General features: G+C 73.6%; 20 protein-coding genes. 10 read left to right on the top strand and 10 right to left on the bottom strand.

The annotated features are described in order from the left end of the window. Positions 1 to 113: 113 nt before the first annotated feature. Both ACN9MM_RS37465 and ACN9MM_RS37460 read right to left on the bottom strand, forming a co-directional pair. Complete coding sequence (locus ACN9MM_RS37465; RefSeq protein WP_426368252.1) at positions 114 to 710, bottom strand: hypothetical protein; 597 nt, start codon at positions 708 to 710, stop codon at positions 114 to 116. Positions 711 to 859: 149 nt separating this feature from the next. After that, the gene (locus ACN9MM_RS37460) at positions 860 to 1,624 is read right to left on the bottom strand and encodes an alpha/beta fold hydrolase (RefSeq protein ID WP_426368251.1); all 765 of its coding nucleotides are present in this window, start codon (positions 1,622 to 1,624) and stop codon (positions 860 to 862) included. Between the two features lie 163 nt (positions 1,625 to 1,787). Between ACN9MM_RS37460 and ACN9MM_RS37455 the strand changes: the two genes are divergently transcribed. The 3 genes from ACN9MM_RS37455 (at position 1,788) to ACN9MM_RS37445 (ending at position 5,654) form a co-directional block, all read left to right on the top strand. Beyond that, positions 1,788 to 4,319: a SpoIIE family protein phosphatase gene (locus ACN9MM_RS37455; RefSeq protein WP_426368250.1), complete on the top strand. Its 2,532-nt coding sequence runs from the start codon at positions 1,788 to 1,790 to the stop codon at positions 4,317 to 4,319. Positions 4,320 to 4,461: 142 nt separating this feature from the next. Beyond that, positions 4,462 to 4,710, top strand: a complete 249-nt coding sequence (locus tag ACN9MM_RS37450) for a type B 50S ribosomal protein L31 (protein WP_190103166.1) — start codon at positions 4,462 to 4,464, stop codon at positions 4,708 to 4,710. A gap of 107 nt (positions 4,711 to 4,817) precedes the next feature. After that, entirely contained in the window at positions 4,818 to 5,654 is an 837-nt protein-coding gene (locus ACN9MM_RS37445; RefSeq protein WP_426368248.1) for an NAD(P)H-binding protein, read from the top strand. Between the two features lie 108 nt (positions 5,655 to 5,762). Here ACN9MM_RS37445 and ACN9MM_RS37440 read toward each other — a convergent pair whose 3' ends face one another. The 3 genes from ACN9MM_RS37440 to ACN9MM_RS37430 all read right to left on the bottom strand — a co-directional run bounded on the left by ACN9MM_RS37440 (position 5,763) and on the right by ACN9MM_RS37430 (position 7,274). After that, entirely contained in the window at positions 5,763 to 6,260 is a 498-nt protein-coding gene (locus ACN9MM_RS37440; protein ID WP_426368247.1) for a peptidylprolyl isomerase, read from the bottom strand. Positions 6,261 to 6,384: 124 nt separating this feature from the next. After that, the gene (locus ACN9MM_RS37435; protein WP_385567473.1) at positions 6,385 to 6,597 is read right to left on the bottom strand and encodes a hypothetical protein; all 213 of its coding nucleotides are present in this window, start codon (positions 6,595 to 6,597) and stop codon (positions 6,385 to 6,387) included. An 11-nt stretch (positions 6,598 to 6,608) separates the two neighbouring features. Next, positions 6,609 to 7,274, bottom strand: coding sequence for a DUF6629 family protein (locus ACN9MM_RS37430; RefSeq protein WP_426368246.1), 666 nt, complete (start codon positions 7,272 to 7,274; stop codon positions 6,609 to 6,611). A 118-nt stretch (positions 7,275 to 7,392) separates the two neighbouring features. Here ACN9MM_RS37430 and ACN9MM_RS37425 point away from each other — a divergent pair, with 118 nt between their 5' ends. Continuing rightward, positions 7,393 to 7,914, top strand: a complete 522-nt coding sequence (locus ACN9MM_RS37425) for an AMIN-like domain-containing (lipo)protein (protein WP_426368245.1) — start codon at positions 7,393 to 7,395, stop codon at positions 7,912 to 7,914. 51 nt (positions 7,915 to 7,965) lie between these two features. On the opposite strand, the gene ACN9MM_RS37420 is transcribed toward ACN9MM_RS37425, so the two are convergent. Next, complete coding sequence (locus ACN9MM_RS37420) at positions 7,966 to 8,469, bottom strand: NUDIX domain-containing protein (RefSeq protein ID WP_426368244.1); 504 nt, start codon at positions 8,467 to 8,469, stop codon at positions 7,966 to 7,968. A gap of 120 nt (positions 8,470 to 8,589) precedes the next feature. On the opposite strand from ACN9MM_RS37420, the gene ACN9MM_RS37415 reads away from it, so the two are divergent. The 3 genes from ACN9MM_RS37415 (at position 8,590) to ACN9MM_RS37405 (ending at position 10,977) form a co-directional block, all read left to right on the top strand. After that, a complete protein-coding gene (locus ACN9MM_RS37415; RefSeq protein WP_426368243.1) occupies positions 8,590 to 9,075 on the top strand; it encodes a hypothetical protein in 486 nt (161 codons plus the stop codon). Positions 9,076 to 9,202: 127 nt separating this feature from the next. Next, on the top strand, positions 9,203 to 10,111 hold the full coding sequence (locus tag ACN9MM_RS37410; protein WP_426368242.1) for an ABC transporter ATP-binding protein: 909 nt from the start codon (positions 9,203 to 9,205) through the stop codon (positions 10,109 to 10,111). After that, complete coding sequence (locus tag ACN9MM_RS37405; RefSeq protein WP_426368241.1) at positions 10,108 to 10,977, top strand: ABC transporter permease; 870 nt, start codon at positions 10,108 to 10,110, stop codon at positions 10,975 to 10,977. Before ACN9MM_RS37410 ends, ACN9MM_RS37405 begins: the two co-directional genes overlap by 4 nt. A 3-nt stretch (positions 10,978 to 10,980) precedes the next feature. On the opposite strand, the gene ACN9MM_RS37400 is transcribed toward ACN9MM_RS37405, so the two are convergent. Further along, on the bottom strand, positions 10,981 to 11,838 hold the full coding sequence (locus ACN9MM_RS37400; protein ID WP_426368240.1) for a YhjD/YihY/BrkB family envelope integrity protein: 858 nt from the start codon (positions 11,836 to 11,838) through the stop codon (positions 10,981 to 10,983). A gap of 215 nt (positions 11,839 to 12,053) precedes the next feature. After that, positions 12,054 to 12,530 carry a winged helix-turn-helix transcriptional regulator gene (locus ACN9MM_RS37395; RefSeq protein ID WP_426368239.1) on the bottom strand — a complete coding sequence of 159 codons (477 nt, stop codon included), beginning with the start codon at positions 12,528 to 12,530 and terminating at the stop codon, positions 12,054 to 12,056. Positions 12,531 to 12,628: 98 nt separating this feature from the next. Between ACN9MM_RS37395 and ACN9MM_RS37390 the strand changes: the two genes are divergently transcribed. Beyond that, positions 12,629 to 13,120, top strand: coding sequence for a PaaI family thioesterase (locus ACN9MM_RS37390; protein WP_426368238.1), 492 nt, complete (start codon positions 12,629 to 12,631; stop codon positions 13,118 to 13,120). A gap of 12 nt (positions 13,121 to 13,132) precedes the next feature. On the opposite strand, the gene ACN9MM_RS37385 is transcribed toward ACN9MM_RS37390, so the two are convergent. Continuing rightward, positions 13,133 to 13,498 (bottom strand): luciferase family protein, encoded by a 366-nt coding sequence (locus ACN9MM_RS37385; protein WP_389313523.1) that lies wholly within the window; start codon positions 13,496 to 13,498, stop codon positions 13,133 to 13,135. A gap of 136 nt (positions 13,499 to 13,634) precedes the next feature. Further along, positions 13,635 to 14,894, bottom strand: coding sequence for a PP2C family protein-serine/threonine phosphatase (locus ACN9MM_RS37380; protein ID WP_426368237.1), 1,260 nt, complete (start codon positions 14,892 to 14,894; stop codon positions 13,635 to 13,637). Positions 14,895 to 15,076: 182 nt separating this feature from the next. Here ACN9MM_RS37380 and ACN9MM_RS37375 point away from each other — a divergent pair, with 182 nt between their 5' ends. Further along, positions 15,077 to 15,946 carry an AAA family ATPase gene (locus ACN9MM_RS37375; protein ID WP_426368236.1) on the top strand — a complete coding sequence of 290 codons (870 nt, stop codon included), beginning with the start codon at positions 15,077 to 15,079 and terminating at the stop codon, positions 15,944 to 15,946. Between the two features lie 77 nt (positions 15,947 to 16,023). Continuing rightward, positions 16,024 to 17,379 carry a VWA domain-containing protein gene (locus tag ACN9MM_RS37370; RefSeq protein ID WP_426368932.1) on the top strand — a complete coding sequence of 452 codons (1,356 nt, stop codon included), beginning with the start codon at positions 16,024 to 16,026 and terminating at the stop codon, positions 17,377 to 17,379. Positions 17,380 to 17,452: the final 73 nt, after the last annotated feature.

Raw genomic sequence — 17,452 nt, 5'->3', positions numbered from 1 at the left:
GGACGGCGTGCCCCGTCCCCTGCCCGTCTCTCCAGGGTAGACGGGTCCGCCACCGAGGACGGAGGACCGGTGACCGGCCTGCGACCGGACCGACGGACCGAGGGACCGAGGGGTCAGCGGGACTGCAGGGCGTCGAGGGCCACGGCCTGGGCTATCGCCAGGCGCCGGTCGAGCTCGGGGTCGGCTATGTCGAGCACGTACCGGTCCCGGATCCCGAACCGCTTGTCGACCGACATGACGGAGCGCCCTCCCTCGGCGAAGTCGAAGTGGTACGGCACGACGAACGGAAGGAGGTCCGTGAAGGGCAGGAACTCCCAGGCCCGCCGCAGCAGCGCCACCGTCTCGTTCCGCTCCTGGCCGGTGACCTCCGCCGCCGCGCCCTCCCGGCTCATGTGCCAGGTGCTGCGCAGCAGGGAGGCACCGAAGTCCTTGCGGAAGGAGCCGAGTCGGGTGCCGGAGGCTCCGACCACGTCGTACGTCGCGCCGAGGTCGATGACCTGACGGGCCTTGAAGGTGAAGAGGACCTGGCGCTTGGACTCGTCGGTGTAGAAGGTGACGTGCTCCTTCAGCGCCATCCTCTTCTGGTGGGCGAACGCGACGAGTTCGCCCTCGCCGCCGTCCGGGCCGGCGGTGTGCACCAGGTAGCGGTTGGCCATGGGCGTGACCTTCTGCCGGACGAGAAAACGGTGCTGCGACTGCGCGAGGCCCATCGGTGGTGCTCCTGCCGGTCGTGGACGGTCCCTGGAAGACCGCCCCCTGAGGTCGAGAGCATGATGATCCGACGCCGGGGAGCCCCACCGCTGTCCTCTAAAGTCGTCGGTTCCGTCCACCTTCGGATGAGACGTCGGACGGGCGGTTCTCAGCTGCCGAGGAAGGCCTCGATCGCCTCCGCGAGTGCCTGCGGGGCCTCCTCCGGGGCGTAGTGACCGGCGTCCTTGAACACTTCGAGGCGGGCGTTGGGGTACCAGCGCAGCCAGGTGGTCTCCATCGCCTCGGAGCCGAGCGCGGGGTCGTGCGCGCCGACCACGAGCAGGACGGGGACCGGGTTGTCACGGACGCGCTCGTGGAAGTCGGTGCGGGACCAGGAGTCCAGGTAGGCGCGGAAGGCCGTCGCGGAGGAGCGGGTGACGGAGCGGTCGACGAGTGCGCTCAGCCAGGCGTCGTCGTGGCGTCCGCCGGTGGTGTTGTCGATGATCGCGCGCCGGTTGGCCGGTTCGTCGGCGGCGCCCGCGAAGAGCTCCCAGGTGTCCCCGTCGAGCGGGAAGCCGGCGGCGGAGACGGGTGAGACGCCGATGATCGAGCGGATGCGGTTCGGGGCGTCGAGGAGCATGAGCTGAGCCGCCTTGCCGCCCATCGAGTGACCGATGACGGAGAACTCGTCCCAGCCGAGGTCGTCGGCGACCGCGAGGGCGTCGGCCGCGACCTCCTCCATGGTGTACGCGCCCGCGCGGTCGATGGCGTCCCCGTATCCCCGGCAGTCGACGAAGGCGTACGAGCCGACGGCTCCGTCCAGGTGGGGGCGGAGCGGGGCGAAGCTGGTGCGGTCGCCGAACCAGTTGTGGAGCACGAGGGCCCTCCCGGGACCCTCGCCGTGTACGTCGTACGGAAGAACCTGGCCCGTCATCGTGCCCCCTGCTCGCGAGGTCGTGCCGCCGCGCGCCGACGGCGACGGTCGACGACCGAGTGTGACGGTGCGGGCGCATGGGGTCAATATCGTCGCCAGGGGCGCGCGGGAGCGTGTCGGGTACGGGATGCGGGGTCATTCGCGGCGGGGGCATGCTGGCTGTGTGACCTCGCACGGCGCGTCCGGCTCCGGCCCGGCGGGCGGCACCGGGCCTCCGTCCGGGAACGGAGCCGACGACGGGCCTGCTTCCGGTGCGCTGACCTGGGCGCTCGCGGAGGCGGCCCTCGCGTCGGTGGAGGAGGTCGGCGGGTACGCGGGCGGGGTGTACCTGCGCTCCGGCACTCCTGGACTGCTGCGGATGGCGGTGCTGGTGGGGCTGCCGGGGCCCCTGTTCCGCCCGTGGGCGCGGATGCACGCGAACCGGCCGTTCCCCATCGCCGAGGTGCACCGCTCGGGGCAGGCCGTCCATCTCGCGGACGTCGAGGAGACCATGCGGCGCTTCCCGCAGCTGGTGGCGAGCCTGCCGTTCCCCTTCGCCTCGCTGTACGCGCCGGTGGTCGCCGGCCGCGAGCGCTACGGCGTGCTCGTGGCGCTGCGGGCGCCGACGCCGGGCGTGCCGGTCGACGGGCGGGACCGGAACCGGATGACCCGGGGCGCGCTCCGCCTCGGCGAGGCCCTGGCCGGTCTGTCCCGGCAGGGGGTGGCGGTCGAGTGGCCCGGAGAGCCGGTGTGCGTGCAGCTGCCCACCGGCTCGGGACCGCCGGTCCGGTTCGGCTCCTTCGCCTGGGACCTGGACTCGGGCACGGTGACGCTGGACGACGGGCTGCTCGCCATCCTGGGGGCGGGAATCGTCTCGCCCTGCTCGATCGAGGGCCTGACCTCCCTGCTCGATCCCGAGGACGGCTACGCCCTGTGGGCGGCGGCCCGGCAGGCCACGGGGGCGGACGGGCGGCCGCCGGTCCGCAGGATCCGCCTCAAAGGTCCGGACGGTGGCCTGCACCTCCTGGAGGTGTCCGCGCGGACCCGCCGGGCGGCGTCGGGTGACGGCTCCCCCGACGGCGGGCGGCTCGAAGGCACGCTCGTGGACCTCGGTACGGGTCTGGTCGGCTCGGACGCCACGGACCGGCTGCCGCGCGCGATCCTGGCCGTCGACCGGCTGGGCCGCGTCACGTACGTCAACGAGCGTACGGAGCGCCTGCTGGGCAAGCCGCGCACGGCATTGGCGGGGCGGACGCTGTGGGAGGCGCTGCCCTGGTTCGGTCATCCCCTCCACGAGGAGCACCTGCGCGCCGCCCTGCTCTCCGGCGAGCCCGTCCACTTCCTCGCCCACCCCGAGCGGGGCCGCTGGCTTTCGGTCTCGCTCCACCCGGGCCGGGACGGGGTGACGATGGTGCTGGTCCCGGAGGAGGACCCGGCTCCGCTCGTACCGGCGTCGGCGAGCGAGCAGCGGACGGAGCACGTGCTGTCCTCGCCCGGCGACCGGGCCGCGGCGCTGTACCGGCCGGTGGCGCTGGCGATCGCCCTCTCCGAGGCGGTGACGGCGCGCCAGGTGTCGGCGGTGGTGACGGAGGAGCTGCTGCCGGCGTTCGGCGGGCGGCAGCTGGCGATCTACCTGCTCAGCGACCGGCGGCTCTATCTGGCCTGGGAGACGGGTTTCCCGCCGGGCTTCCTCGAACCCTTCGACGGGGTGGCCCTGGACGCCCAGGTCCCGGGCGTGGAGACCCTGACGACCGGTCGGCCGCTCTTCTTCGAGTCCATGGAGCAGCTGGGGCGGGCGTATCCGGACCTGCCGATGGACGCGCACTCGGGTGCGCGGGCCTTCCTCCCGCTGATCGCCTCGGGCCGGCCGGTGGGTTCCTGCATCCTCGGTTTCGACTCGCCGCGCGGCTTCAGCCCGGAGGAGCGGACCGTCCTCACGGCTCTCGCGGGGCTGATCGCACAGGCACTGGAGCGGGCTCAGCGGTACGACACGGAGTCGGCGGTCGCGCGGGGGCTGCAGGACGCGCTGCTCCCGCACCGCCTTCCGGTGCGGGACGGCGTGGACACGGTGGGCCGCTATCTGCCGGGCACGCAGGGCATGGACGTGGGCGGCGACTGGTACGACGTGATCGAGACGGGCCACGGGCGGCTCGCCCTGGTGATCGGTGATGTGCAGGGGCACGGCGTGGCGGCCGCGGCCACCATGGGGCAGCTGCGCAGCGCCGTCCGGGCGTTCGCGCTGGGCGGCCACCGGCCGCAGGACGTGATGCGGGGCACCAACCGGCTGCTGATCGACCTCGACCCCGGCCAGTTCGCGAGCTGCTGCTACGTCCTGCTCGACCCGGAGACGGGTGAGGCGCGGGCGGTGCGGGCGGGGCATCCGCAGCCGCTGCTGCGGCAGCCGGACGGGACGACGGAGGAGGTGGATCTGGCGGGCGGGATGGTCCTGGGCGTGGACGTGCGGGCGTCGTACCCGGTGACGCGGCTGCGGCTGGCGCCGGGGGCCGTTCTCGCGCTGTTCACGGACGGTCTGGTGGAGCAGCCGGGCAAGGACATCGACGAGGGGATCGAGCGGCTGAGGGGCGCCTTCGCCGCGACGGGTTCGCTGCCGCTCGCGGAGGCGGCCGACCGGTTGATCCGGGAGGCGCGGGCTGCCACGTCCCGGCCGGACGACATCGCGCTGCTGCTCGCGGCACGGTGGGCGGAGAGCGGCTGAGCCGTCCGGGCGGGACGGTGCGGCCCCGGGGCCGTCACCCGGTCGGGCCCTTGGCGCTGGTCGGGGGCCGTGCGCACGGGGAGGCTGGGGGTGCCGTGCCGATCAGGCCGGACGAGCCAGGGCGGTAGCCCGAGGAGGACACGTGCAGCAGGACAAGCAGCCCGAGTACGGCCCCGTGGTGTTCCGTGACCGCTCGGCGGGGTACGCGTTCCTGACCCGGTCCACGGCGACCAGCGACCGGACGATCGAGTGGGACGACGGGAACACGTACCCCGTGATCGACGTCGAGATCTCCTCCGAGAGCCACCCGTTCTACACGGGCACGGCGCGGACCGTGGACTCCGAGGGCCGGATCGCCAAGTTCCAGCGCCGTTTCGGCGAGGAGGACTGAGTCACTTCTGAAACTGGCCAGGAGATGGCCAGTTCGCCTTCCAGGATGAGGTCACGAAGACGGCGGGGCGCTCACGCTCCGCCGGGACTCCCTGGAGGGGAACAGCTGTGATCATGGTGACCGGAGCGACCGGAAACGTCGGACGACCGCTGGTCGAGCTGCTGGCCGCGGCCGGCGAGGACGTCACGGCGGTGAGCCGCCGCCCCGCCGAGGGGCTGCCCGCCGGTGTCGCGCACCGGCAGGGGGACCTGGCCGATGTCGACGGCCTCAAGGACCTGTTCGAGGGTGCCGAGGCCGTGTATCTGCTGGTGGCGGGCCTCGGGGACGAGCTGCGTCCGCACGAGATCGTGGCGGCGGCGGTGGCCTGCGGGGTGCGGCGGATCGTGTTCCAGTCCTCGCAGTTGGTGGGGACGCGGACCGATTCGGTGTCGCACGAGATCCTGCGGGAGTTCGAGGCGGCGGTGCGGGAGTCGGGCGTCGAGTGGACGGTGCTGCGGCCCGGCGGCTTCGCGTCCAACGCCTTCCTGTGGGCCGAGCCGGTGCGTGCCGCCCGTACCGTGGCGGCCCCGTTCCCCGATGTGGCGCTGCCCGTGGTGGACCCGGCGGACATCGCCGAGGTCGCGGCCGCCGCGCTGCGGGACCCGGTGCACGCCGGGCGGACGTACGTGCTGACCGGTCCGGTCGCGGTGTCGCCGCGCGATCAGGTGCGGGCGCTGGCCGAAGCGCTGGACGTACCGGTGGAGTTCGTGGCACAGAGTGCGGCCGATGCCCGGGCGCAGCTGGTGCGGTTCCTGCCGGAGGAGGCCGTCGACGGGATGCTGTCGGTGATGGGCGCGCCGCGCGCCGACGAGCAGGTGGTGAGCCCCGACGTGGAGCGGGTGCTGGGGCGGGCGCCCCGGCCCTTCTCGGCGTGGGCGGAACGGAACGTCCGCGCCTTCGCCTGAGCGTGCACACGGCGGAGGCGGGGGCGCGTGTCCGATGGACCGCGCTCCCCGCCCCGGCCGGGTGGGTGGGTGAGGGCGCCTGGCCCTCTCCTCACGTCAGGAAGGCGTTCAGGCCTTCACGATGCCGGACTCGGCGACCTTGACGGCGGCCTTGGGGGCGCCGGAGGGGGAACCGAGGGACTCGATCTTCTTGACCAGGTCCTGGCCCTCGACGACCTCGCCGAAGACGACGTGCTTGCCGTCGAGCCAGTCGGTGACGATCGTGGTGATGAAGAACTGCGAGCCGTTGGTGTTCTTGCCGGCGTTGGCCATCGAGAGCAGGAACGGGCGGTCGTGCTTCAGCTTGAAGTTCTCGTCCTCGAACTTCTCGCCGTAGATGCTCTTGCCGCCGGTGCCGTTGCCCCGGGTGAAGTCGCCGCCCTGGAGCATGAACTGCGGGATGACGCGGTGGAACGGGGAGCCGGCGTAGCCGAAGCCGTGCACGCCGGTCGCGAGCTCGCGGAAGTTCGTCGCCGTCTTCGGGACGACGTCGTCGTACAGCTTGAAGACGATGCGGCCCGCGGGCTCGTCGTTGATGGTGATGTCGAAGTAAACGTTGTCGCTCATGGGGACATCCTGTCATTAGTCACGTACGGCGCGCGCACGGGCCGCCTCCTCCCGGGTCACGGCGCGCCGGTGCCCCGCGTTCACCGGGGAACGCGGGGCACCGCTCGCCACCTGGGACGCGGTCTCAGAGCAGTCCGCCGCCCTGCTGGTTCTGGAGGGCGCCCTCGGCGCCCTGGACGGTGTCGTGGAGGACACCGGCGGCCTGGTCCTCCTGGAGGAGGCCCGTGGTGCCGGCCAGGGGGTTCTCGGTGGCACTGGCCTGCGGCGGCGGGGTGACGAGGGCGGTGACGACACCGGCGGCGAGGGAGGCGATGGCGAGCATGCTGCGCTTCTTCATGCCCTGGTCAACTACCGACGGGCCGTCGGGTTACGGTCGGCCGCGCTCGGATCCGCCGGGGACGTCGATCGTGCCCGTCCTCTGATCCACGCGAGCAGCAGGAGCGAGGCGACGGCCGCGAGGGCGCACCACGTGGAGACGAAGGCGGTGCGCCACAGGAGGGCGCAGACGGCCGCGCCGAGTCCGGTGAGGAGTCCGAGGGCCCGGAGGAGCCGGTCGCGGGCGAGGAGCAGGGCGCCGACGGTGGCGAGCAGGTATCCGGCGAGGACGAGCGGCGCGTAGGGCAGGTCGACGGCGTAGCCGAGGGTGTGACCGCGGATCCCGGCCGAGACCGGGCGGGTGACGAGGCGGTACGCGAGCACGGAGGCGGTCGCGAGGCCGACGGCGAGGGGAACGAGCGCGCGCGGACGGTCGGCGGGCCGGGCGGCGGTCAGGACGCCGAGGGGCACCCAGACGGGCAGCAGGGGAAGGGCGACGACGGCCCAGGCGAGGGTGGCGGGCCCGGTGCCGCCGCCGGTGTGCCAGACGGCGGCCTCCACGATCTGGTGGGCGCCGAGGAGCAGGGGCAGGGCGGCGAGCGGCGCGTCCCCGGTGCGGCGTACGGAGGCCAGGGAGGCCACGCCGACCGCGCCGATCCCGAGCCCCGCCCAGAGGTCGGCGGTCGCACTCCAGCACATGACGAACCTTTACCCGATATCCGACATTTACCTCACACGGGGTGGAACCGTACGGTTGTCCTGGATGTCTCTGCCAGTGACACCTCTGTCCCCGGAACAGCAGAAATTGGGGGACGTCATGCATCACCGCCACACCCTCGCGGCCGTCGCCGCGGGAATCCTGCTGACCGCCGGTATCGGCGCCACGGTCCCGGCAGGCGCGGCCAACGCCCCGACCCTGCACTCCTCGACCCCGGCCACGGCCCTGGTCGTCAACGCCCGCTGGGGCGGCCACACCACCTTCGACCGGCTCGTGATCGACGTCCGGGGCACACTGCCCCCGGTCACCGTCCATCAGGTCCGCTCGCTGCACTACGACGGCTCGGGGAAGAAGGTCCCGCTGGCGGGGAAGTACTTCCTGGAGATCAGGCTCTCCCCCGCCGCCGCGCACGACGACGCCGGACGGTCCGTCTACCACGGTCCCCGGCTGGTGAAGATCCATCTGCCCGCGCTCAAGGGGGTCGCCCTGACCGGCGACTTCGAGGGCGTGGTGACCATCGGAGCCGCCTTCGACACCAAGCCCGAGTTCAAGACCCTCCGGCTGCACGCACCGGAGCGGTTCGTCGTGGACATCGCCCACCCCGTGGGCTGCCGGGCCTGACCGCCCGGGTGGGGGCCCGTCGTACCGGACGGGCCCCTTCTTCCGTACCGCTCAGGCTCCGCCGGCTCCGGTCTCCACGTACACCGTCGACCCGGTCCTCCGGGCACGGTCGATCTCGGCGAGGCGGGCGAACTCGCGCGGGTTCATCTCCCGCTCCCACTCGTCCAGGGTCCGCAGGCGGTACTCGCTGTGCTCCTCGGGGTCGAGGACGACGGCGGCGATCTGTTCGTCGGTCAACTCGCCCCCGTCGAAGATGAAGCCGATGTGGTTGGCGGGCCAGTCCTCGCCCCGGTCCGTCACGAAGTGAGTGGCGAGGAGGCGCGGCTCACCGGTGAAGACGAGCCCGGTCTCCTCGTGACACTCGCGCACGGCGGTCTCCCAGGGGGTCTCCCCCGGGTCCATGTTGCCGCCGGGCCACTGCCACGGCTCCGTCTTGTACGTGGCCCGCAGCTGGAAGGGGCGGCCTGCGCGGTCGGTGAAGTAGAGGCAGGCGTACGCCGTCGCTCTCGGCAGGGTGTCGACGTACTCGGCAGGGGGCAGCCAGGTGTTCGCCATGGGCGGCTCTCTCTCGACGGACCGGATGGGTCGCCTCCATCCAAGCGGTCCGGGGCGGTCCGGCCTGCGGCTCGCGAGTGGATCACCGGATCGTGTGAGCGCCGCCTGAACCGTGCGGCGGTGGAGGCCTTCCGCCGCCGGAACCGCCGGGCGGCGGAGACCAGGCCCGCCTCGTACGCGATGATCACGAGCTGGACGCGGTCGCGCATCCGGCGCGGGCCGGCGAGGGTCTCGCGGCTCGCCGTCTCGATCTCGGTGATCGCCTCCACCCCGCTCGGGCGACCCGGGCTGCGCGGCGGGGAGGGCGGTCGCCCCGAGCGGGGTGGAGGCGATCACCGAGGCGACCAGGAGGTGGTTGGGGGCGGCGGTCGGGCGGCCCGCGAGGAGGACGCTGCCGCGCAGGGTGAGAAGAGTGGCGACGCCCAGCATGGCGAGGCCGTCCCGGCGCAGGATGACGAAGCCGGGCATGAGGTCCGGCCCGTCCTGGCCGGGCACACGGATCCGGAGCAGGGCGGTGAAGGCGATGCCCCCCAGGCGACCGCGGCCCACCCGCCGGGCGCGACCCGTTTGAAGAACGGTGCTGACGGGGTGCTGGACATGCGGTGATCGTGAACGGCGGTCCCCACCGCGGGCATGGGACCTGAGATGTACGACCTGGGATGACAGCGCACGCCGCCGATTGTCGGTGCTGGTCCGATGCCCGGCACGGGGACCGTACGGCACGGTGGTGCACATGATCGAAGTCAGGGAACTCACCAAGCGCTACGGCGCCACGACCGCCGTCGACGCGCTCACCTTCACCGTCCGCCCCGGCCGGGTCACCGGCTTCCTCGGCCCCAACGGCTCGGGCAAGAGCACCACCCTGCGGATGATCCTCGGACTGCACACGCCGACCGGCGGCGCGGTGACGGTCGACGGCAGGCCCTTCACCGACCGGCCGCGCGGTCTGCGGCACGTCGGAGCGCTCCTCGACGCCGGGGACGTGCACGGCGGCCGTACTGCCCGGGCGCATCTGGCGGTCCTGGCGCGCAGCAACCGCATCCCGCTCTCCCGGGTCGACGCGGTCCTGGAGGAGGTCGGTCTCGCGGGGGCGGCCGGACGGCGGATCGGCGGGTACTCGCTGGGCATGCGCCAGCGGCTCGGCATCGCCGGCGCGCTGCTCGGCGACCCGCCGGTGCTGTTGTTCGACGAACCGCTGAACGGCCTCGACCCGGAGGGCGTGAAGTGGGTGCGGGGACTGTTCCGGCGGCTCGCCGCCGAGGGCCGCACGGTGTTCGTGTCGAGTCATCTGATGACGGAGATGGAGCACACGGCGGACGAGCTCGTGGTCATCGGCCGGGGCACGCTGATCGCGGCGGAGAGCCTGACGGAGTTCGCCGCGCGCGGAAGGCGGCTGAGCGTGACGGTCGGCACTCCGGACCGGGCGGGCCTGACGGCGCTCCTCCTCGCGGAGGGGGCGGCGGTCGAGGAGGAGGCCGGAACGCTGACGGTGACCGGAATGGCGGCCGCCCGCATCGGAGAACTGGCCCTGGAGCACCGGGTGCTGCTCGACCAGCTCACCACCCGTACGGCCTCCCTGGAGGAGGCGTTCATGGAACTGACCGCCGACAGCGTCGAGTACCTGGCAGGAGAAGCCCGATGACGACCCTCGACCTTCCCCCGGCCTCCGAGGCCCCCGGTGCGTCCGGTGCCTCCGCCGTGGAACCCCGTGCCCGCTTCCGGGACCTGGTGGGATCGGAGTGGCTGAAGCTGTGGTCGCTGCGCTCGACCGGCTGGTCGCTGCTGCTCGGCGCGCTCGCCGTGGTCGCCTTCAACTTCGGCACCGCCTGGGACCACTACCGCTACTGGCTCCAGTACGACGGGGCGAGCCGGGCCGAGTTCGTGGCGAACGACATGGCGCTGTGGGACGCCTTCACGTACAACGCGGCCCTGATCCTGATCCTGGCCTCGGCGTCCATGGGCGCGGTGGCGGTGGTCGGCGAGTACGGCAGCGGGCTGATCCGTACGACGTTCACGGCCGTGCCGGCGCGGGGCACGCTCATGGCGGCGAAGGTGCTGGTCGTGACGGTGGTGCAGGCCCTGTTCGGGGCGGTCGTCGCGGGGGCCTCGTTCTGGTCGACGCAGGCGATGCTGTCGGCCCGGGGCATCGGGCTGCCGATCACCCATCCGGGAGCACTGCGCATCGTCGTGGCCTCGGCGCTGCTCGCCCCGGTGTGCGCGGTGGCCGGGATGGCGATCGGCGCGCTGCTGCGGCGGAGCGCGATCTCGATCGTCGGTGCGTTCGTCCTGCTCCTGCTGCTGCCCGCCGTGCTCAGTGACCGGCGTCACCTGACCGCCGTGCTCGCCCACGCGACCCCGCTGCACGCCTGGCAGCGGCTCGCGGATGCGGGACCGCGCGCCGGGGAGCTGTTCCCGTGGACGGCGGGCGGGGCGTGGCTGGTGTTCGCGCTGTGGGTGCTGGGCGGGGCGGTGGTGACGGTGCTCGCGGTGCGTCACCGGGACCAGTGACGGTCACTCGGGGTGCCGCAGCCGACGGCGGACGAGGTGTTCGTGGACGAGGCGTCCGGTGAGGGCGCCTCCGTACACGACGAAGCCGACGCCGACGAGCCAGGACTGGAGGACGAGGACGGTGCCGAACTGGCCGTACGTCACGGCGTTCGAGGCGATCAGCGGGGAGAACACGAGCTGAGAGAAGATCCGCAGCCCGAGGAGGCCGAGTGCGGTGAGCACGGCCCCGGGGGCGAGGGCGCGCCAGCGGATGCGGCCGCAGAGCAGGAAGCGCTGCGACCACCAGAAGAACACGAAGGTGCCGAGGACGTCGCCGAGGGCGACGACGGTGGTGACGCCCGCCGACGCGTTCTCGGGTGCGGGGAAGGCGACGAAGAGCAGCAGGGCGGCGACGAGCACGGCGAGCCAGACGACGTGCCGCCACATGGTGTGCCAGCGGGCGGTGGGGAGGTCCCAGACCCGCTCGTACCCGGTCTGTACGGCGGATCCGAAGGTGACGCCGAAGGCGGCGAGGGCCGCGAGTCCGAAGGCCGTGGTGCGTTGCAGGGCCTGTCCCGGCTGGCCGAAGAGCTGCTCGACCTCCTCCTCCGACACGTCGGAGACGCCGAGGCCCTGGACCAGCCAGCGGGCGAAGCCCCGGCCGCTGGCGAGGTCGGCCGCGGCGACGACGATGAGCAGGGGGACGAGGGTGAGCAGGCTGAGCGCCGCGAAGCCCATGGCGCGGTGCATGAGCTCCATGGCGCGGCCCCGGCTCCAGGCGAGGCCGGCCGAGGAGGCGAGGACACGGGCCTGGAGCCGTGCGAACCAGTGGCCGTGTTCGGCGGGGGCACCGTCGCGCGGCGGACCGGGTGTGGAGGGCATGAGTGGTGAGGTACCCGGCCGGGCGCCGGGACATCGCAGGGGTGGGGCCGAACGGGTGGGGACACGGCCGGTCCGGCGAAACGCCCGTCGGGGCGGGCGGGGTGGTCCGGCGGAGGGGGGCCGTGCGCGGGCGGTCCGCCGAGCCTGGGACGGACTTGTGCGCAGGCGGTCCGCCCAGGCCCCAGACGGCTCTGCACGGACGGTCCGCCCGAACTTCAGACGGCTGTGCGCGGGCGGGCTGCCGGGCCCGTGCGGACGGTGACGTCGCGGGGCGTGAGGACGGTCCGTTCGTCGCCCTCGCACTGCACGACGACGCGGACGGGCGCGCCGCAGTCGGTGTGCCGGATGTCGAGGACGGGGCCCTCCGGCTCGCCGGCGTGGGTGTCGCCCCACTGCTTGAGGGCGAGGAGTACGGGCCAGAGGTCGACGCCCTTGCGGGTGAGCCGGTACTCGTGGCGGGTGCGGGCGCCCGGTTCGCGGTAGGGCTCGCTGCGCAGCACGCCGGCGGCGACGAGCTTGCGCAGACGGTCGGCGAGGACGGCTTCCGAGAGGCCGAGGTGCCGGCGGAAGTCGTCGTACCGGCGGACGCCGTTGAAGGCCTCGCGCAGGATGAGCAGGCTCCACTTCTCGCCCACGACGTCCAGGGCACGGCGCACCGGGCAGTTCTCGGTATCCGTATCCAGCCAGTTCATCCGCCCACTGTAGCGACCTGGCTCTGTCGTTGACAGTCAGCGGAGACGGAAGCTAGCTTCGGCATACAAAGTCAGTGGTTCGGAGGAGTGGAGTGGTGATGGGGCGGTCACGCACGGTCGAGTGGGGGGACGCCGGGGCCACCGCGCGGGCCGCGATGTCGATGGCGGGCATCGACTTCCTGCGCCAGATGGTGGCGGGCCGGCTGCCCGCGCCGCCGATCGCGGCCCTGCTGGGATTCAGCCTGGAGGAGGTCGAGCCGGGGCGCGCGGTGTTCGCGCTCGAACCGGGCGAGGAGCACTACAACCCGATCGGCAGCGTGCACGGCGGCGTGTACGCGACGCTGCTCGACTCGGCCGCCGGCTGCGCGGTCCACAGCACGCTCCCGCAGGGCACGGCGTACACCTCGCTCGACCTGTCGACCCGCTTCCTCCGTCCGATCACGATGGACACGGGCAAGATCCGGGCCGTCGGCACGGTCCTGTCGCAGGGGCGTCGCACGGCACTCGCCGAGGCGGGCCTGTACGACGCGGAGGACCGGCTCCTCGGCCACGCGACCAGCACCTGCATGCTGTTCCCGGTGCCCGCGTAGGGCACGGCGGGTTCAGCGGGTGCCGGGGACCGGAAGGGTGCGGGTGCATCCGTCCGGGGCGACGTCGGGCACCCCGTTGGCCTGGAGGGCGGCGCTCACCAGGGTGGCGAGCAGGTCGATGTCCGAGCCCATGTCCAGCCGGACCGTCACCCACCCCGATCCCGCCCGCAGCCGCACCGCGCTCGACCCGAGGAGGGCCGGGCGCAGTTTCGCGACCATGGCACGGGTGAGGTGGACGTCCGCCTCGTGCTCGCCGTGGAAGTGGACGATCTCCTGTGTCCCGGTGCCCAGTCCGAGCTCGGCGCCGCAATGGGCGCGGCCCGGGGTCAGCGAGGGCCAGCTCATCAGACGTTCACTGGCATGCCTGGCCGTGTTCATACGAGGAGCGTGCCGGGCGCGGGGGCCGTGCACAAGCGTCCTGCCGGAAGAATCGCGCCGTGGCCTGAAACAGGTCGCCGGCCAGGGTGGTGTGACCGTGCGTCACGGCGGCGCGTGGGGAGGGTGTGACGCAGTGTCACGGTGCCGGGCGGACGCGGATGCGGGCCGCGAGGACGGCGACGTCGTCCTCCGCGTGGTGGGCGTCGAGCCGGCGGAGGACCTCCTCGACGACCTGCTCGGGTCCGGAGTCCGCGGGGAGCCGGAGGGCGGCGAGGCGGGCGAGCGAGACGTCGATGTCCTCGCCGCGCCGCTCCACGAGGCCGTCGGTGAAGAGCAGGAGGGTCTCACCCGGGGCGAGCGGGCGGGTGGTGGGCTCGTAACCCCCGACGCCGGTGCCCAGGGGCGGCCCCACCGGGAGTCCGACGAGCTCCGCGGAGCCGTCCGCGGCGAACACGACGGGCGGCAGGTGCCCGGCGCTCGCGAAGGTGGCGGCGCCCCGGGCCGGGTCCACCCGGACGAGCAGGCAGGTGGCGGGCCGGCGGGCGTCGTCCTCGGCGACCACCGAGTCGAGGTGGCGCAGCACCCGGTGCGGCGGCAGATCGGTCGCCGCGACCTCGCGGAGCGCCGTGCGGTAGGCGTTCATGTCGACGGCCGCGTCGAGCCCGTGGCCCATCACGTCGCCGACGACGAGGAGGCTGCGGCCGAAGTGGAGCCGTACGGTCTCGAACCAGTCGCCGCCGACAAGGGCGCGGGGGCCCGCCGGGAGGTAGCCGCCCGCGATCTCCAGGTTGGGGTGCGGCCGCCCCGGTTCGGCGACGAGGGCGCGCTGGAGGTGGAGCGCGGTGTCCTCGGTGGCGACGAGCAGGCGGGCATGGCCGAGGTGGCGGGCGGCGAGCCGGGCCGCGTGCCGGAGGACCGCGATCTCGTCGACGGAGAAGCCGGGGCCCCCGTCGCGCGTGACGATCACGGTGCCGAGGGGGTCCTCGTCGTGGACGGCGAGGGGTACGGCGAGACCGGCGGCGCCGGAAGCGCCACCGCCGCCGAAGCCGGCGCTCACGGCATCCGCCGCGCCCGCCGCGCCCGCCGTCCGTTCTTCCGTCGGCGCCGAACCCACCGAACCCGAACCCACCGAACCCGAACCTGTCGGGGTCGAACCCGCCGCCGCCGCTCCTGTCGACGCCGCTTCTGCCGACGCCGCTTCTGCCGACGCGGCGCGCCGGACCGGGGCGCCCGGTTCGCCGACGACGTCGACGGTGACGGAGCCGCGCAGGTGGCGGGCGAGGAAGCCCGCGAGCTCGCGGCAGGTGCTCGTCTCGTCGAGCGTCGTGCCGATCTCGCCGATCGCCTCCTCCAGGGCCCGTGTCCTGGCCAGGAGGGCCTCGTCCCGTTCCGCCACGACACCTCCACCGCCGTGCGGGGCCTCCGGGGGGCGTACCCCGGTCCCCCATTGCACCAGTGGCCGGCGCCCCGCGCGCGGCACGGAGCTCGCGCCGGACGGTTGTGCGGTGGTGCCCGATCTGATCAAGTACAGCTGAGGCTACTGGCCAGTACGAGTTTTCGCTTCCCAGGGGGACAGCCATGACGACCGGATTCTTCACCTCCGTCGACGACGTCGCGGAACGGCTCGCCACGACCGGCTACCTGGCGTCGCCGGCCGTCGCCACCACCGTCTTCCTCGCCGACCGGCTGGGCAAGCCGCTGCTCGTCGAGGGCCCGGCCGGCGTCGGCAAGACCGAGCTCGCCAAGGCCGTCACCGAGGTCACGGGGGCCCGCCTGGTCCGCCTGCAGTGCTACGAGGGCGTCGACGAGTCACGCGCGCTCTACGAGTGGAACCACGCCAAGCAGCTGCTGCGGATCACGGCGGGGCGGGGCGAGTCCTGGGACGAGGCGCGGACGGACATCTTCGGCGAGGAGTTCCTGCTCCCCCGGCCGCTGCTCACCGCCATCCGGTCCGAGGATCCGACGGTGCTGCTCATCGACGAGACCGACAAGGCCGACATCGAGGTGGAGGGGCTGCTCCTGGAGGTCCTGAGCGACTTCCAGGTCACGGTGCCCGAGCTGGGCACGATCACGGCGACCCGGCGGCCGTTCACCGTCCTCACCTCGAACGCCAGCCGCGAGTTGTCCGAGGCGCTCCGCCGGCGCTGCCTCTTCCTGCACATCGGCTTCCCCGAGGAGGAGCTGGAGCGCCGGATCGTCACGCTCAAGGTGCCCGGTCTCGACGCCGCGCTCGCCTCGTCCGTCGTACGGGTCGTGGGCGCGCTGCGGGCCATGGACCTGCGCAAGGTGCCGTCCGTGTCGGAGACGATCGACTGGGCCCGCACACTGCTCGCGCTCGGCGCGGACCGGCTGGACGAGCGGGTCGTACGGGAGACCCTCGGTGTCCTCCTCAAGCACCAGGAGGACATCGTGAGGGCGGCGGCCAAGCTCGACCTGGACGCGGTGTGACCGGGGCGGGCTCCGGCGCGGCGGACCGGGGCGGTCCTGCGGCCACGCACGATCCCCCGGCCCCGGCCGGGGCCGCGGTGCGGCTCACCGGGCTCGTCGCGGCGCTGCGCGCGCACGGGTTCGGGATCGGCACCGGCGAGACCGTGGACGCGGGAGTCGCCCTCGAAGCGGTCGGCTTCACCGACCGGGAGCGGGTCCGGGAGGCACTGGCGGCGACCCTGCTCCACGGGGAGGCCCAGCGCACGGTGTTCGACCAGGTCTTCGACCTCTACTTCCCGCTCGGCGGCGCTCCCGGTCAGGCCGAGGCGTACGAGAACACCGCCGCGGACCTGGCGGCGCTCCGCGACCGGCTCGCCGAGGCCCTCGCCGCCGGTGACGGCGCCGCGCTCGACCGGCTGGCGGCCGAGGCGGTGGGCGGGTTCGGCGGATACGGCTCCGGTCCCGAGTCGGACGGCTGGTCCTCGTACCAGACGCTCTCCCGGCTGCGCCCCGAGACGCTGCTCGCCCGCGTGCGCGGCCGGCTGCGGGCGGAGGCGGCGGCCGACGACCAGGAGTTCACCGACCGGCTCCGCGACGACGAGATCCGGCGGCGGATCGAGGCGTTCCGGGAGCGCGTGCGGACCGAGGCCCGGCGGCGCGTCGCCGAGCGGCAGGGCCGGGACCGGGTCGCGCGGAGGGCGGTCGCGGGGACGGCGGACGGCGTGGACTTCCTGCTGGCCGGGCGGGCGCAGCTGGACGAGTTGCGGCGTACGGTACGGCCGCTGGCACGGAAACTGGCCACCCGGCTCGCGGCGCGGCGGCGCCGGGCGGCGCGCGGGGAGATCGACCTGCGGCGGACGCTGCGCGGCTCGCTGTCGACCGGTGGGGTGCCGGTGCGACCGGTCCTGCGGCGGCGCAGGCCCCGGCGTCCCGAGCTGGTCCTGCTGTGCGACGTGTCGGGCTCGGTGGCCGGGTTCGCGCAGTTCACGATGCTGCTGGTGCAGGCCCTGCACGATCAGTTCAGCCGGGTGCGGGTCTTCGCCTTCGTCAACCGGGTCGACGAGGTGACCGGGCTGATCGCGCGGGGCGCCGCGGATCCGGCGGGGCTCGGCGACCGGATCCTCGCGGAGGCGGAGCTCACCGGGTGGCACGGGCAGAGCGACTACGGGACGGCGCTCGGGGAGTTCGCCGAACGGTACGCGGAGGCGGTCGGCCCGCGCACGGTGGTCTTCGTCCTCGGCGACGCCCGCACCAACGGCGCCGACCCCAACCTCGCGGCGCTCCGGCTCGTCAGGGACCGCGCGCGCCGGGTCCACTGGCTCAACCCGGAGCAGCCCTCGCTGTGGGGGACGGGCGACTCGGTGGCCCCGGCCTACGCGGAGCTCGTGGAGATGCGCCCGTGCCGCAACGCCCGCCAGCTGGGCGCGCTGATCGGCCGGCTGCTGCCGGTGTGAGGCGGGAGCCGAGCCCGGCACGGAAGGCGGGAGCCGAGCCCGGCACGGAAGGCGGGAGCCGAGCCCGGCACGG

Origin of the sequence: Streptomyces sp. E-08, from assembly GCF_049913095.1 — a bacterium.
In the GTDB taxonomy this organism is placed as follows: Bacteria; Actinomycetota; Actinomycetes; order Streptomycetales; family Streptomycetaceae; genus Streptomyces.
The sequence above is the reverse complement of the archived record's forward strand: the minus strand, read 5'-3'. Positions and strand labels throughout refer to the sequence as shown.